We start from the raw sequence: 14559 nt of genomic DNA, 5'->3' as shown, positions 1-14559 counted from the left end.
TGTGACGACGGTGATTAAAGGTGCGCTATCCGATTTGGTGGTTCTGGACTTGACCAGGGTTCTGGCTGGTCCCTTCTGCACAATGCTGCTCGCCGATATGGGGGCGGACGTCATAAAAATAGAGGTGCCGGAGACAGGCGACGACACGAGACAGATGGGGCCCTTCGTCAAGGGAGAAAGCGCCTACTACATGAACCTCAACCGAAACAAGAGGGGAGTGACCCTTAACCTCAAGCACAAAAGGGGCAAGGATATTTTCGCCGAGATGGTAAAAAAGGCCGATATAGTCGTGGAAAACTACCGCCCTGGCACGATGGAGAAACTGGGGTTTGGTTATGAAGACATGAAAAAAATAAACCCTAAAATCATCTATGCCGCGATTTCCGGTTTTGGACACACTGGACCCTACAAGATGCGTCCTGGCTACGACATAATAGCCCAGGCGATGAGCGGACTCATGAGCACCACCGGCTGGCCGGGAGGGGAACCGACCAGGACCGGGACCGCCATGGGAGACGTGCTTGCCGGACTTTCCTGTGCCATAGGGATACTGGCGGCGGTAAACGGCAGAAACCTGACAGGAGAGGGACAGAAGATAGACGTGGCCCTGGTCGACTCGGCCGTGGCAAGCCTGGAGATAATAAACATGATCTATCTTGTGGAGGGCAGGGTCCCCCAGCGCATAGGGAACCGCTACGAGTCCACCTATCCCTACGACTCCTTCCGTGCCTCCGATGGCAGTATGGTTATAGGGGCGGCCAACGACAAGCTGTGGCAGAGCCTGTGTTCCCTTATAGGGCGGCCTGAGATCGCGGAGGACCCCAAATACCTCAGGGTTCGAGACAGGGTGGCCCATCACGACGAGATTAAGCCGATCATCGAGGAATGGACCATGGGCAACACCGTTCAGAACTGTTGTCGTTTGATGGATGAGGCGGGGATTCCATGCGCCCCCATAATGTCCATCGATCAGGTGACCAGCGATCCCCACATAGCAGGGGATAGAAAAATGTTCGTCCCTGTGGACCATCCTGTGGCTGGCATGACCACCTTGACAGGCAACCATATCAAGATGTCCGGCACGCCAGCGGAGATAAGGACGCCCTCCCCTGTACTGGGAGAGCATAACTCCCAGGTCTACTGTGAATTTCTCGGTCTGACCGAGGCGGAGGTAGAGGACCTTCGCTCTCAGGGCGTCATCTGATGTTCGATAAAAAGCTTCCATCAAACGTCCAGATAAGGGAGGTCTGTCCCAGGGACGGATTTCAGAGCCAGAGGGATTTTATCCCAACGGAGGAAAAAATAGCCCTGGTGGACGCCATGGCCCAGACCGGGATTTCGATCATGGAGGTGACCTCCTTCGTAAGTCCAAAGGCGATACCTCAGATGGCCGACGCATCGGAGGTAATGGAGCACTTCAACCGTCGTTGGAGGGGCAAGGTGGAGTCCATAGTTCTGATACCGAACCTAAAGGGAGCGGAGAGGGCTCTGGCTGTAGGATCCGACGCGGTTGGGTTCGTCGTCTCAGCCAGCGAGGCCCACAATATGGCTAACACCAGGCGATCGGTCAGGGAATCTATGGACGAGCTGAGGTCGGTGGCCTCCATAAAGGGAGATACCGCACTGGGGGTATCTGTCGCGACCTCATTCGAATGTCCCTTCGACGGCCCGGTCGACCCTCAAGCCGTAGTAAAAATAGTGGAGGAAGCCTTGGAGATCGGCGTGGACTCCATCACTCTGGCCGATACCGTTGGAACCTGCGACCCACTAATGTTGACGAAGACCCTCACGGAGGTTCGAAGTCGTTTTGGCGAATATCCCTTCTTCCTTCACCTCCACGACACGAACGGAATGGCTATGGTGAACACCATGGCGGCGATGGACCTCGGGTTCTATCGTTTCGATTCCGCAGCAGGAGGGCTGGGAGGATGCCCCTTCGCTCCAGGGGCCGCAGGCAACGTGGCTACCGAGGATATGGTCAACTTCTTCGAGAGGATCGGCGTGTCTACAGGGGTCAGGCTTGATAAGGTCCTTGAGGTCGCTGCGAGGATGAAGGAAATGGGGCTGGCGGTCAACAGCCATCTATCCGCTAGGTGTAAAAAATGACCAAGGGGAAACGGCTCAGAAAGAGGCTTGCCGAGCCAGGTATCGTTGTAGCTCCAGGGGTGTTCGACGCCCTCAGCGCCAGGATATGCGAGATGGCTGGGTTCGAGGTGCTTCAACATACTGGGTACGGCACGGCGGCCTCTCTTCTGGGAAGGCCAGACGTGGGCCTTCTATCCATGACCGAGATGAGGGATCAGCTTCACCGCATGGTCAGGGCCGTCGACGTCCCCATCATCGGGGATGCCGATAACGGTTTTGGAAACGCCGTTAACGTCGACAGAACGGTCCGTGAGTATATCTGGGCTGGTGCAGCAGGTCTTTTTCTAGAGGATCAGGTTATCCCAAAAAGATGTGGTCACATGGCAGGAAAGGCGATCGTCTCCAAGGAAGAGATGATGGGAAAGCTCCGGGCCGCCCTGTTCGCCAGGGACGGAGAGGATAAAGACGCCCTGATCGTCTACAGGACCGACGCTGTGGCAGTGTCGGGATTCGACGACGCCATCGACAGGGCTAGATCCGCTGCTGACCTAGGCGTGGACATGGTCTTCGTCGAGGCCCTCGAGACGATAGAGCAGATGGAGAGGGCCGTCAGGGAGATACCGATACCTCTGATGCTCAACCTAGTCGAGGGTGGAAAGACCCCTCTAATATCGACGTCCGAGGCCGAGGCTATGGGCTTTAAGTACGTCATGTACCCTGTGACCCCTCTTTTCGCCGCGGCGGCGGCCTTGAGGGAAAGCATGGAGGAACTCAGAAAAAACGGCCTCTCCGAGTCGCTTATGGCGAGGCTGATGTCTTTCGGCGATTTCGTGGATATCGTAGGGCTTGATGAGATAAGGGAGATGGAGGAACGCTACCTTCCTCCAGGTGAGATGAATAAATACGGAGGACGGTCCAGGATAGTCTGATCGTCCTGTCAACAAAAGAGAGGGGCCATTTATGGCCCCTCTCTTTTGTTTATGTGATTCCGATAGTTCTCTATTGACAGCCTAGCCGTTAGAGCTTATTCTGTTTATGGATACATACAAGGGATTCATAAAGCGAAGGGAGATGGTTTTTGTGAAGGAAAGTGGTTCAGCACACAGGGAGGTTGGCCTCAAGGGCTCGGTTTTTATACTTTTTACCATTTTAGCGATGATGATAGTCGGCAAGCTCTTTATGGGTTTTGATACCGCCATTCTTATAATGATGGTGTCGGTGGTGACGTCGGCGATCTACATCTTCGGCTACGGCTTTACCTGGACGGAGCTTTTCGACGGAGGGGTTATCCCCATGATAGCCAGGGCCTCTGGGGCTATCCTAATACTGCTCACCGTCGGTCCTATGATAGCCCTCTGGATGGCCTCCGGGACGGTCCCATACCTCATATATCTGGGGCTTCAGATACTGACACCAAAGACCTTCCTGGTCTCCGCCGCCATAATCTGCGCCATGTCGTCGGTGCTGACCGGAACGTCCTGGGGGTCCGCCGCCACCTTTGGCGTGGCCTTCATGGGAATAGCCTACGGCCTTGGGGTTCCCCTCCCTGCGGCAGCGGGGGCGGTAGTAGCAGGCTCTTACTTCGGGGATAAAATGAGCCCTGTCTCCGACACCACTGTTCTGGCGGCTGCGACCGCCGAGGCGGATCTGATCGACCATATCAAGTCCATGCTGTGGACCACTCTGCCGGCCTTTTTGATCGGCCTAGCTATATACGGCGTAGTGGGCTCCAGGAGCGTCGGGGAGATGGACATGTCCAAGATAGACGTGATTATCTCCGCCATTCAGGGGAACTTCAACCTCGGTCCGGTGGTCCTTATCCCCCCGGTGCTTCTGCTGGTGCTGGCCTACATGCGCTACCCGACCCTTCCCGTACTTTGGGTTTCCATGATAGCCGCCGCACCTCTCGCCATGATGCAGGGCAACAGCCTGTCAAAGATAGTCTCCATAATGGCGAAGGGACCCTCTCTCGCTACAGGAGCGGAGGCGGTGGACAAGCTTCTGAACAGAGGTGGATTTTCCTTCATGGCCGGTGCGGTGGCGGTGGTGTTCTTCGCCTACATCTTCGCTGGACAGCTTGAATACTCGGGAACCATAAAAATAGTGACCACCGCTCTCAGAGAGAGGTTCATAAAGAGCAGTGTAGGCAAGTTTATATTCTCCGTGTCCCTGACGGGAATAATCACCGCCCTTGGAACTGGAAACTCCTACCTGAGCATAATCATGCCTGGGACCATGTACAAAGACCTCTGCGACGAGCTTTCCGTGGACAGAAGAATTCTCTCCCGTACCTTGGAGGACTCGGGCACTGTCATAGTGTCCATAGTCCCCTGGTCCGCCGCCGGTATCTACATGTCCTCGGTCCTTGACGTGCCGGTGCTTCAGTACCTGCCATGGGCGGTTATGTGCTACGCCGGAGCGATCGTAGCCTGGATCTACGGTTTCACCGGGATAGGCATCATGCGCACGAATAAGGGGACCAAAGAGTGATAGATGATCGAACGGCGAGTCGAAACGCTCTTTTGACCGGTGGAGAGGTCTATGGGCCGGAATACCTGGGGAAAATGGACCTTCTCATTTTGGGCGGCAAGGTGGCCTCCATACAGCCCTCCATCGACAGGTCCTTCCTGTCGGCGGTGCCGAACCTTTCAATCCTGGACTGCTCCGGCTGTAAGGTGGTACCTGGCCTTATAGACCAGCATAACCACTTCAACGGCGCGGGAGGCGAGGGAGGTCCTGCCTTCAGGACCCCTCCGGCCCAGCTTTCGTCCTTCGTGAAGGCCGGGATCACCGGGGCTGTAGGGCTGTTGGGTACCGACGGAATATGTCGCTCCCTGGAGGAGCTTCTGGCCAAGGCCAGAGGGCTTGAGGAGGAGGGGCTTAGCACCTGGATCTACACCGGCTCCTATCAGATCCCCTCTCCGACCCTGACCGGCTCGGTCATGAGGGATATAGCCCTGATAGACAAGGTCATAGGGGTGAAGATGGCCCTGTCGGATCACCGGTGTTCCCATCCGTCGCTCGAGGAGCTTCGGCGGCTGGTGTCAGACGTCAGGGTGGCTGGGATGATATCGGGAAAACCGGGCATCGTGTGTGTCCACATGGGGTCAGAGTCATCGGGGCTTGAACCGTTGAGGGAGGCCCTGAGTGGGACCGATATCCCCATGCCCCACTTCCTGCCGACCCACGTCAGCCGTTGTGACGAGCTCCTGGAGGACGGAATCAGGTTTATCTCCGAGGGAGGACACGTGGATCTCACCGCCGGGGACGATACACCGTCCTCCGTGGAGAGGCTGTTCAAGGCCGGGGCTGATATGTCTCGGGTCACCCTAAGCTCCGACGGCAACGGCAGCCTTCCGGTCTTCGACGAGAACAAGCGTATGATAGGGATGGGGGTAGGTACTCCCGACTCCATACTTAACCAGATCAGGGCAACGGTCCTTTCGGATATCGCTCCTTTGGAGACCATGGTCTCCATGGCGACCAAAAACGTGGCCGACCACCTGGGCCTGAGGGGCAAGGGCAGGCTAGCCCCTGGCTTCGACGGCGATACGGTGGTGCTGGGTGAGGGCCTGGAGCTTCTCCACGTCCTATCGAGGGGGCGGACTTCCATGAAGGACGGGAAGGTTTTGGTTAAGGGCAATTTCGAGGTTTAATTTTGCAGAAAGAGGACGGCTTTCAAAGCCGTCCTCTTAATGAATTTTTCAGCAATAGATAGGCCCCACTCAGGCATAGGGCTATCGCACCGCAGAGGGATATCGCCTGCCACGATAGGTCTCCACCGACAAAGAATCGCTTGAAGACGTCCCCTCCAGTCACGTAGAGGATAGTTCCAGGCAGCATGCACAGCCACGACATGAACAGGTAGTATCCGAAGGACACCGACGTCAGTCCCATGCCGTAGTTTATGAGGTTGAAGGGAAAGAGCGGTATCAGCCTGACCAACGCCACTACTATAAAGCCCTTTTTCCTGATCATCTCGTCGAGCTTCAGGAATCTTGGATTGTCGGCGAGCCATCGGGCCACGTGGTCCCTGGCGGCATATCTGGCAATGAGAAAGGCCGCCATCGCCCCTATGGTGGACCCTGCCGATACGACGATCGTCCCCTGGATCACGCCGAAGAGGCTGCCTGCCAGTAGGGTTATGGGACCACCTGGGACGGCAAGTATGACAGCGATAGAGAACATGGCGGTGAAGACCAGGGGAGCCATCGGGCCGAAGGAAAGGATGTTCTCCTCGCTAAACCAGCTTCCATCTATCCCCCACAGACGAAGCGCGGCGAATAGGGCTATAAGCCCACCTGCGACGACAAGGATCCTGTTTATCGGTCTACCTTTCAAGACGAAACTCCCCCTTTTCTCGGTTTATCCGCCCTATACCACCCAGCCAATGTAGTTGGGGATACCCCTATCGCCCAGGCTAGCATTATCATCGAGTTGCGGATCGACGTCCTAGCCGCGCCCAGTTTTCGCCAGCGACGGGAGGAGGTGCGGATCGTCGCCGAAATGGTCCCTATCCTGCCGACCTTCGACGCCGATCTGACCAGGCTCACGTCCTCGAGAAGGGGCATCTCTGGGAAGCCCCCTAGACGGTGAAAGAGGGATTTCCCCATGAAAAAACCCTGATCCCCGTAGGGCAGGGACAGCCACCTCGACCTGACGTTGGCCCAGAATGAGATCATGTCCATCGACGAGCGAAACTCGGGGTCATTCAGCTCTCCGGCCAGGCCTATTTTGAGAGAAAAGGCCCCTAGGGACAGTTTTTTGTCGCTCAGAGCCTCCCGAACCAACCTCCCGTAACCCCATGGAAGGATACTGTCGCCGTGGAGAAACAGCAGGATATCCCCCGACGCCACCTTGGCTCCAGCGTTCATCTGGGCGGCCCTGCCCTTAGGGGAACGGACCACCTTGGCCCCATAGCTCTCGGCGACCTCGATGGTCCCGTCGGTGCTGCCTCCGTCGGATACTATGACCTCCACGTCCTGGGCACCCAGGGCGGACCTTATGCACATCGATATGCCGTCCCTTTCGTTCAGGGTGGGGATAATCACCGATATCTTTTGGCAAGCCCTATCCCACACGGGAAGGTCCTCGGGCCTGTCCACGTCGCTGAGGACAGGAAGCCTGGCCACCTTCAACCCTAGAGAGCGAGCCCTATCCAATGTGGCCTCTCCTGTCGCGCTGGAGCTCCAGGGAACGCCACGGAACAGCCCTAAAGCCCTCTCCCCCACCTTGGATAGATCTATTCCCAGACAGTAGTACCCTCCGTCGGATGCTGGGCCCATTACGACCGGATGGCCTTCGAGAAGGCCCATGGCGTGATGTATAAAAGAGGGATCCAGGTCGGGGCAGTCGGTCCCCAGGAGAAGCACCTTTTTTATCCCTCCATCGAGGGAGTCGGATACCGACAGAGCCATTCGGTCCCCTAGGTCGCCGTCGCCCTGGTCCACGACAGAGAGGTCGTCTCCAAGCCAACCTCGAAATCGCTCTGTCACCGCGCCGGTGGATCGGACCTCCACCGAACAACCTGCCCTTTTGGCTCCTCGCCTCACGGAAGAAAGGGTCCTCCTGGCCATTTTATCGTGCAGCTCGGCGGCACCTTGAGGCCCCAGAGCTGGAATCAGCCTGGTTTTCGCCCTGCCCGGCTCGGGCCATTTGACGAACACTATCACCCTGTCCATTAAAAACACTTCCTCTCAAGGGGGCTACAGGCTATGCATAATTGCCCTCAGCCTGGAGTGGGTCTCGGCCTGGTCCTCCACCGTTACGATGGAGCTTATCCTGCCCGGCGACCTGTCCATGACTATAACCCTATCGGCTATTGCCACCGCCTCTGCCACATCGTGGGTTATGAACATCACCGTGTGGGAGAGGTCCTTTACGATGGACAGCAACAGCCGTTGCATGGCCTCCCTGGACTGTGCGTCCAGCGCCCCGAATGGCTCGTCCATCAGCAAAACCTTGGGCTTCAGTATTAGGACCCTGGCGAGGGCGACCCTCTGTCTCATGCCGCCGGAAATCTCCCTGGGAAGGTAGTCGGCGAAGCGGGATAGTCCGGTCATATCCAGATAGCCGTCGACCTCCGACTTCAGCTCCGACTTTGACATCCTTCCTCTCGCTCCGAAGGCCACGTTCTCCGAGACCGTCAGCCAGGGAAAGAGGGCGTCCTCCTGGAACACCACGCACCTGTCGCTCCCCGGGGTCGATACCGCCCTGCCATCCACCTCCACGGTCCCCTCGTCGGGAGCCTCCAGCCCAGCCACGATCTTGAGCAGAGTGCTCTTGCCGCATCCGCTTGGCCCAAGGACGCAGACCAGCTCCCCCCTCTCGATCTCGAAGGTGACGTCCGAGAGGACCTGGAGCTCTCCGCCTTTCTCCGAAAAGCCCTTGCTGATGCCTTTGACCGACAGGGTCGGTGGCGATGGGTTCAGCCCTAAACTCATGCCATCCGCCTCGCCGATTTAAAACAAAACTTCATAGTCTGGGTCAAAAGAAGGTCGCTGACCCTTCCCATGACAGCTATAGCCACTATGCCGACTATTATCATGTCTATCCTTCCCATCATCCTGGCGTCCATTATCAAAGCGCCGAGGCCGAAGGGGACCCCTGTCAGCTCTCCCAGGACCAGATAGGCCCAGGACGTCCCGAGCCCCAGCCTCAGGCCGCTCAGTATCTGAGGCATTGCCGCTGGAAGGAGAATATCGTAGACCCCCCTAAATCTGCCGATTCCCATGGTGGCTCCGGCCTGGTACAGGATGAAGTCGACGTTTCTGGCCCCGATGGCGGTGTTAAGGTATATAGGGAAGAACGACGCCAGGGCCACCAGAAAGACGGTGGTCTTAACTCCGACTCCGAACCACACCATAGCCAGAGGGAGCCAGCTTATCCCCGGCACCGATCGAAGGCCGTTTATAGTTGTCCCCAGCAGGCTCCTCACAGCAGGGACCCTGCCGGACACCACCCCCAGTGGAATGCCCAGGGCGACTGCCAGGGCGAATCCCCCGATCACCCGGACAGAGCTGGCCCATAGGTCGCCATGGAACCTTCCGGCATAAGGGGCGCTTCCGATCTCGCCGAAGATGTAGGTCCAGGCCGACCTCCCTATCTGAGCCGGGTCGGGCAGGAGATAGGTGGGGACAATCCCGGTGCGACTGGCCCATAACCACACAGATATAAGGCCGATAGGTATTATCCAGGGAAGTAACAGGTGCTTTCCCCTCAAAGTCCCCTCTCCTCTTTGACCTTTTTGACGAAGGAGAGGTCGAAGAGCCTTTCGTAGTCCGGCTGACGGTCTATGACCCCCAGGGCCTCCATCCTTGCACCGAGGGCCTTAGCCCTCTTCACGAAGGCCTCGTCCATATCCCAGGAGAGCTCTATGTTGGAGGAAGCCTCCTCCATAACCGACCTCTCGGTCCCGAAAGAGACGGCCTTTTTAAACCACAGATCGAGGTTGGCCTTTAGGCTCTCCGTCGCCATAGCGTGGCCCCTCACCAGGTCCAGTACCAGCTCGGGATTCTCCCTTACGGTCTCCTCTGTCACCAGCATTCCTGCGTTTATGGTTCCCACGCTGTCGTCGTAGTAGGGGTAGGACAGTATCCTTCCGTATCCCTCGGTAACGGCTATGGTGGGGAAGGGCTCGCCGGACAAAAAGCCGTCTATGCTGCCTCTTGCCAGAGCCGTTCCCATGTCGAAGAAGTCTATTCTGACCAGGGTCACGTCCCTGTCGGGGGACAGACCGTTTCGGGATAAGGTCTCCCGCAGCAGGATCTCGTGCATGGTTCCAGGCACGTAGCCTATCTTTTTGCCCTTTAGATCGGAGACCTTCTCTACGGGGCCGTCTTTTCTCACAACCAGGGCGGAACATCGGTTGCAAAGCGACGCCACCAGAACCACCGGTTGTCCCTGGGAGGCCGAGTGTATAGCGTGGGCCAGGGTCGTACCGCACATGCTCAGGTTTCCAGCCAAAAGGGCGGTCTTCTGGTCCGCCGGGTTTGTGAAGGAGAGGATCTCGATGTCCCTCGACGTGTAGTCGCCGTAGAAAAAGGGCTGGATCGTCTGGGCGGTCTTCCAGGTGCCCACCTTGACAGGTCTTTCGGCGAACGCAGGCGAGATCAGACAGAGACATAGCAAGCCTAAAGCGATGATCTTTTTCACACAGCCACGTCCTTTCGGTTTTTTACTTTCTATTAGGGGAACTTCTAAAACTCTGATCCTCGGAGAGATCGTTCCGACGAAGCCCATTCGAGCCCGTATACTCGACCTGCCGTCGTGTAGTATGAATGGGGCGACAGGACGTCGCCCCAAGCCGAGGGGGCACAGGACGTGCCCTCCGAGGCGGTTCGTACGGAACAGGCAGGTCGAGTATACGTCCGGGCGAGACAGGGCGCCGTCGGAACGGTCTCTCCGAGGGGACTCAAAGGTGAGTTTGCGGTTACTGCTAGAAACAGTTTGACCTTTTGTCCGGGTCCCAGCAGGTCTCTATGTGTATTTTGTCGCAGCTTTCGACGGTGTTGCCTCTTCCCTTGGCGGTGTCAGCCTCGCCGTCTCTGGGGCTGGAGCCAACCTCAGGGAAGAGCAGGTTGGCCCCGGCGATCAGGGAAAGGGAGTTGGGCTCGTGGGTGCAGTGGGCTTTGGGAACCGTCCCCATCACCAGTCGGGACACCGCCACCATCCTGGCCATCTCTCGCTCGGTTATCATTCCGAACTTTTCCATAGGGGAGCCAGGGAAGTTGACCCGCCTCATCACCCCGCTGTAGGTGGCCCCGTATTCCCTGGCGAGGAACATGAGGTCCACTATCTCCTCCGCCTCGTGCTCAGGCCCCACCGGCTCCACGCAGTTCATCCATTTGAGCCCCACGTCCCTGAACACCTTTATCGTCTCGATCCTCTTGTCTCTTTTCAGAGGGGTGTCCCTGCCCTCCCCCAGCCTTACAGCGTGATAGGCCCCGACGAAACCGGCGTCGAGCAGGGCCTCGCCCTCCTCGTGGTTTATGTCCCTGGTGTTTGCCACAAGGGGCACGTTCACCTTGTCCCTCAGCATCCTGCCGACGTGTAAAAGCCGCTCCATGGGAAAGTTCCCCGTCGTCATGAGGTTGAGCGAGTCGGCCTTTTGAGACTCACCGTATCTGGCCCATTCCAGTATCTGATCGTCGGAGAAGTCGATGGAGTCCTTGAATATCCCCGCCTTTACGGTCAAAGAGCAAAAGCTACAGTTGAGAGGACAGGGCGCCACGTTCAGCCCTATGTGAAAGTGTCTCTCCCCCTTATTCTGGAACGTCTCCCTGGAGAGGTAATCGGCGGCCTCCATGAGGCCGTAGGTCTCCTTCGAGCCCAACGGGAGAGCCATGAGATAAAGGGCCTCATCTCTGTCTATGCTCGACCCATCTGAGCCTTTTTTCAGTATTTCCCCTGTTTTGACGTCTATCTTCCAAGTCATAAAGAACCCCTCCAATTTTGTTTGCCTAATATGGCCCTTCTCAGTTTTCTGCGGTTGATCCACCTGCCGAGGCTCGTCGGAGGTGGGGGAGCCTCCCCACCGAGCATTGCTCTCAGGAGGTGGATCACGTCGGCATCCCGTCCTCCCATGGCGTCGACGCAGCTCTGGCAGCAGCACAGGACGATCTCCCCGTCCTTCCTGTAATCGGAGATCCTCCTGGACCAATCGGAGAACGTTTTAGGATGCACGATAGGGACCATTCCTCCGGCTCCGCAACACATCCCGCCGTTAGCTCCGTAGGGTTTTGTGCGTATGGAGGGGAACAGGGTCCTGGCCAACCGTTCGACCTCGGCCAACTCCCTGTTCTCGTCCCTAAGAGGACATGGAGCGTGAAACATGGCTTCCTTGCCCTCTAGGGCCTGTAAGCCGGATATGGTATTTTCCAGGTATCCCCACACAGGGGTCACCTTCACTGGGAGGGACGATAGGGCCTTCAGACAGTTGGGACAGGCCACGATGATCTCCTCCACTCCCCAGACGGTCAGGGTTTTTTCGAGCCTGCCCCTTATCCTCTCGAAGATGTCCCTTCGTCCTAGGGACGAAGCAGGGGTTCCACAGCAATCCACCATGATCCCCATGTCGGGGTCCATGGATATCAACGCCCTCCACGTCTTGAGGGCTAACTCCGGGTCGGAGGATGCCATGGCGCAGCCGGGAAAAAACAGTCTTTTGCCCCTTTTTTTAGGAAACACCGGAGGCGTTCCCATATATCTCCATGTCGCCATGAACTGGAAGAGAAGGACTCCTGCGAAAATCTTTTTCATTCTGAGCGGAGGCTTTTTGCAGGATGCCTCCCTGAGCGCGATCATGACCGATCTCAGGTCCGCTCCTGTGGGGCAGACGGTTGAACAGTAACCGCATAGTGAGCACCTAAAGGCCCAGTCGTCGTCGATGGTGCCTTCCGTCAGGAAGCGGGATATGACGTTTTTAGGACCGTCTCTCAACTCGTCGGACATCGTGCATCCCTTCAGGCACAGGCCGCAATCGACGCACCTATCCGCAAAAAGCCGCAGCTTTGACAGCTCAGTCTCGTTCAGTTTCAGGTGGATCGCCCCCAATCAACTTCATAGCTCTAGTCACCGTTAGTCATAGTGTGTATAATATCCATTCGTAGGGGTCGTATTGTAATTTTATTTTCATGCGAAAGGAGTTTTTTTTAATGAAACATGTCTTGATGCGAACGTGGCTTGCCATGTTCGTGCTGGTCATATCTGTGGCGGCTTGGGCCGAGGAGCCGGACCTATCCGGTTTTCTTCATCCCGAGTACTTCATAACGCCCCAGAAGCTTCACTCCATGCTGGGGGATCCCAAGTTAGTCCTTCTGGACGGGAACAACCCCAAGGTATACGGTAAGGGACACATCCCAGGGGCGGTTCACGTCGGCTTCCACTTCTTCTCCAAAACGGTGGGAAAGCCCGGTGACCCGGGATGGGGGACGTCTCTGCCTATCGAAGAGCTCGGGCCCAAACTGAGGGAGCTCGGCATCAACGATGACTCTATCGTCGTGCTCTACTCCGACATGTTCAAGGGGCCAGGGGCGGACGGGCGTAACTTCTGGCAGCTTAGGATGGCCGGTATGAAGAACGTAAAGCTCCTCTACGGTGGATTGCCACTCTACAGTTCGTTAGGATACGAGCTGACGAGGGAGGTCACCAAGCCCTCTCCCTCCGACGAGGGAGCCCTGACCCTTCACGATTACGATCGTTCATGGTACGCTACGATGGACCAGGTGCATGAATCCCTCGGCGTGGAGCTGCTCATAGACACCAGGACGAAGAAGGAGTTCGACGGCAGCACCAACGCCGGGGAACCCAGAGGAGGCCACATAGCAGGGGCAAAATGGATGTTGTGGCTGGATATCCTGAACAAAGACGGCAGCCCCAGGTCACCTGAGGAGATCAGGTCCATCATGAAGGATAGATTTGCCCTGACACCTGAGGATTCCTTCACGGTCTACTGAACGATGGGAATAAGATCGGGGTACGTAACCTCGGTCCTCAGAGCCGTCGGCTTTGAGCGAGTCAGAAACTACGAGGGATCCATATACGAGTGGGGTGGAAACGAGGATATGCCCATGGAAAAGTAGCCTCGGTCATTTTCCAGTAGAAAAATCGACGCAGCTTTCCGGGTCTCTGCGATCCCTATATATCTTCTTCCACAGCGCGACCAATGCGGTTAAAACGAAAAGCAGGGAAAGGCCCAGGACGAATTTTCTCGTCCCCTCGGTCAACATTCCCCCCACGTAGGAGTAGACTATCGTCGCCGGCAGCTGACCCAATCCTGTCGCCAGAAAAAATGGCCAGAACCTCATGGAGGTCAGCCCGGCGCCGTAGCTAACTATGTCGAAGGACACGAAGGGAAGCAGCCTCGTTATGAAAACCGCGTAATTGCCGTAACGGTCGAAGAAGCGGTCCACTCCCTCAAGTCCCGCCTTGGATGTCAGGCGCTCAACCGGCTTTCTTCCGTACCATTTTGCGATAAAGAAACACAGGGCCGCCCCTGCCATGGCGCTGGACCAGGACAGTATGGCCCCCTTCCACCACCCGAAGAGCCCTGCGTTGGCGAAGGTTATCAAAAACGCCGGGAGAGGAGCTACCACCGACTGAAATACCATGAGGAAAAATGACATCACAGGGGCCCATATACCGAAGGACAGGATATATCCCCTTATCAGGTTTACGTCCAAAAGCTGAAACATCAAAAAGACCTGTTTTACCCAATCCCTCGATGGCTTGAACGCCATCACCCCCAGGACCAAGCCCACCGGCAGACAAACCTTCAACAAAAAAGACCTGCTAAAAAACCTTCCCACAGACGATCACCTCACGTTATTTTTAGCTAGCGCCATATCTCGTAAGGGAATATTTTCCACCTACGTCGGATAAATTACATCTTAGAATGGAGATTATACCTCCAACGTAACTATTCAGTCGCCCCATCCAGGAAGAGAATCTGACCATCGAGAGCCATAGACATGG

At 56.7% G+C, this 14559-nt stretch carries 15 protein-coding genes; 7 read left to right on the top strand and 8 right to left on the bottom strand.

What is annotated here, in order from left to right; translation table 11 throughout:
- The first annotated feature begins 10 nt into the window (after positions 1–10).
- The 5 genes from B9Y55_RS05480 to iadA all read left to right on the top strand — a co-directional run bounded on the left by B9Y55_RS05480 (position 11) and on the right by iadA (position 5741).
- The gene (locus B9Y55_RS05480) at positions 11–1204 is read left to right on the top strand and encodes a CaiB/BaiF CoA transferase family protein (RefSeq protein ID WP_085544363.1); all 1194 of its coding nucleotides are present in this window, start codon (positions 11–13) and stop codon (positions 1202–1204) included.
- A complete protein-coding gene (locus B9Y55_RS05475; RefSeq protein WP_085544362.1) occupies positions 1204–2106 on the top strand; it encodes a hydroxymethylglutaryl-CoA lyase in 903 nt (300 codons plus the stop codon). The genes B9Y55_RS05480 and B9Y55_RS05475 overlap by 1 nt, the downstream gene beginning before the upstream one ends.
- Positions 2103–3014, top strand: a complete 912-nt coding sequence (locus B9Y55_RS05470) for an isocitrate lyase/PEP mutase family protein (RefSeq protein WP_085544361.1) — start codon at positions 2103–2105, stop codon at positions 3012–3014. The genes B9Y55_RS05475 and B9Y55_RS05470 overlap by 4 nt, the downstream gene beginning before the upstream one ends.
- A 106-nt stretch (positions 3015–3120) precedes the next feature.
- Positions 3121–4575 carry a Na+/H+ antiporter NhaC gene (gene nhaC / locus B9Y55_RS05465; protein WP_085544360.1) on the top strand — a complete coding sequence of 485 codons (1455 nt, stop codon included), beginning with the start codon at positions 3121–3123 and terminating at the stop codon, positions 4573–4575.
- Positions 4572–5741, top strand: coding sequence for a beta-aspartyl-peptidase (iadA, locus tag B9Y55_RS05460; RefSeq protein ID WP_234986143.1), 1170 nt, complete (start codon positions 4572–4574; stop codon positions 5739–5741). The genes nhaC and iadA overlap by 4 nt, the downstream gene beginning before the upstream one ends.
- A gap of 22 nt (positions 5742–5763) precedes the next feature.
- On the opposite strand, the gene B9Y55_RS05455 is transcribed toward iadA, so the two are convergent.
- The 7 genes from B9Y55_RS05455 to B9Y55_RS05425 form a co-directional block, all read right to left on the bottom strand.
- Positions 5764–6426, bottom strand: a complete 663-nt coding sequence (locus B9Y55_RS05455; protein ID WP_085544359.1) for a TVP38/TMEM64 family protein — start codon at positions 6424–6426, stop codon at positions 5764–5766.
- The gene (locus B9Y55_RS05450; protein WP_085544358.1) at positions 6423–7766 is read right to left on the bottom strand and encodes a TIGR04283 family arsenosugar biosynthesis glycosyltransferase; all 1344 of its coding nucleotides are present in this window, start codon (positions 7764–7766) and stop codon (positions 6423–6425) included. The genes B9Y55_RS05455 and B9Y55_RS05450 overlap by 4 nt, the downstream gene beginning before the upstream one ends.
- Before the next feature lie 24 nt (positions 7767–7790).
- Complete coding sequence (locus B9Y55_RS05445) at positions 7791–8528, bottom strand: ABC transporter ATP-binding protein (protein ID WP_085544357.1); 738 nt, start codon at positions 8526–8528, stop codon at positions 7791–7793.
- Positions 8525–9307 carry an ABC transporter permease gene (locus B9Y55_RS05440; protein WP_200806630.1) on the bottom strand — a complete coding sequence of 261 codons (783 nt, stop codon included), beginning with the start codon at positions 9305–9307 and terminating at the stop codon, positions 8525–8527. Before B9Y55_RS05440 ends, B9Y55_RS05445 begins: the two co-directional genes overlap by 4 nt.
- Complete coding sequence (locus tag B9Y55_RS05435; RefSeq protein ID WP_200806629.1) at positions 9304–10239, bottom strand: ABC transporter substrate-binding protein; 936 nt, start codon at positions 10237–10239, stop codon at positions 9304–9306. The genes B9Y55_RS05440 and B9Y55_RS05435 overlap by 4 nt, the downstream gene beginning before the upstream one ends.
- Positions 10240–10522: 283 nt before the next feature.
- Positions 10523–11521: a biotin synthase BioB gene (locus B9Y55_RS05430; RefSeq protein ID WP_085544355.1), complete on the bottom strand. Its 999-nt coding sequence runs from the start codon at positions 11519–11521 to the stop codon at positions 10523–10525.
- Positions 11518–12639: a heterodisulfide reductase-related iron-sulfur binding cluster gene (locus B9Y55_RS05425; RefSeq protein WP_268753284.1), complete on the bottom strand. Its 1122-nt coding sequence runs from the start codon at positions 12637–12639 to the stop codon at positions 11518–11520. The genes B9Y55_RS05430 and B9Y55_RS05425 overlap by 4 nt, the downstream gene beginning before the upstream one ends.
- Before the next feature lie 101 nt (positions 12640–12740).
- On the opposite strand from B9Y55_RS05425, the gene B9Y55_RS05420 reads away from it, so the two are divergent.
- Positions 12741–13541 carry a sulfurtransferase gene (locus B9Y55_RS05420; protein ID WP_159448246.1) on the top strand — a complete coding sequence of 267 codons (801 nt, stop codon included), beginning with the start codon at positions 12741–12743 and terminating at the stop codon, positions 13539–13541.
- 3 nt (positions 13542–13544) lie between these two features.
- Entirely contained in the window at positions 13545–13667 is a 123-nt protein-coding gene (locus tag B9Y55_RS13600; protein ID WP_268753283.1) for a hypothetical protein, read from the top strand.
- A gap of 6 nt (positions 13668–13673) precedes the next feature.
- Here B9Y55_RS13600 and B9Y55_RS05415 read toward each other — a convergent pair whose 3' ends face one another.
- Positions 13674–14366 carry a TVP38/TMEM64 family protein gene (locus B9Y55_RS05415; protein ID WP_234986142.1) on the bottom strand — a complete coding sequence of 231 codons (693 nt, stop codon included), beginning with the start codon at positions 14364–14366 and terminating at the stop codon, positions 13674–13676.
- Positions 14367–14559 lie beyond the last annotated feature (193 nt).

This window comes from Dethiosulfovibrio salsuginis (assembly GCF_900177735.1).
GTDB lineage: Bacteria > Synergistota > Synergistia > Synergistales > Dethiosulfovibrionaceae > Dethiosulfovibrio > Dethiosulfovibrio salsuginis.
This window is presented reverse-complemented; position numbering and strand designations above follow the sequence as displayed.

Bases quoted from the DNA above. Each gene is read 5' to 3' on its own strand.
- nhaC (WP_085544360.1), top strand. From the start codon at position 3,121: ATGGATACATACAAGGGATTCATAAAGCGAAGGGAGATGGTTTTTGTG.
- B9Y55_RS05430 (WP_085544355.1), bottom strand. From the start codon at position 11,521: ATGACTTGGAAGATAGACGTCAAAACAGGGGAAATACTGAAAAAAGGC.
- B9Y55_RS05475 (WP_085544362.1), top strand. From the start codon at position 1,204: ATGTTCGATAAAAAGCTTCCATCAAACGTCCAGATAAGGGAGGTCTGT.
- B9Y55_RS05450 (WP_085544358.1), bottom strand. From the start codon at position 7,766: ATGGACAGGGTGATAGTGTTCGTCAAATGGCCCGAGCCGGGCAGGGCG.
- B9Y55_RS13600 (WP_268753283.1), top strand. From the start codon at position 13,545: ATGGGAATAAGATCGGGGTACGTAACCTCGGTCCTCAGAGCCGTCGGC.
- B9Y55_RS05445 (WP_085544357.1), bottom strand. From the start codon at position 8,528: ATGAGTTTAGGGCTGAACCCATCGCCACCGACCCTGTCGGTCAAAGGC.
- B9Y55_RS05420 (WP_159448246.1), top strand. From the start codon at position 12,741: ATGAAACATGTCTTGATGCGAACGTGGCTTGCCATGTTCGTGCTGGTC.
- B9Y55_RS05470 (WP_085544361.1), top strand. From the start codon at position 2,103: ATGACCAAGGGGAAACGGCTCAGAAAGAGGCTTGCCGAGCCAGGTATC.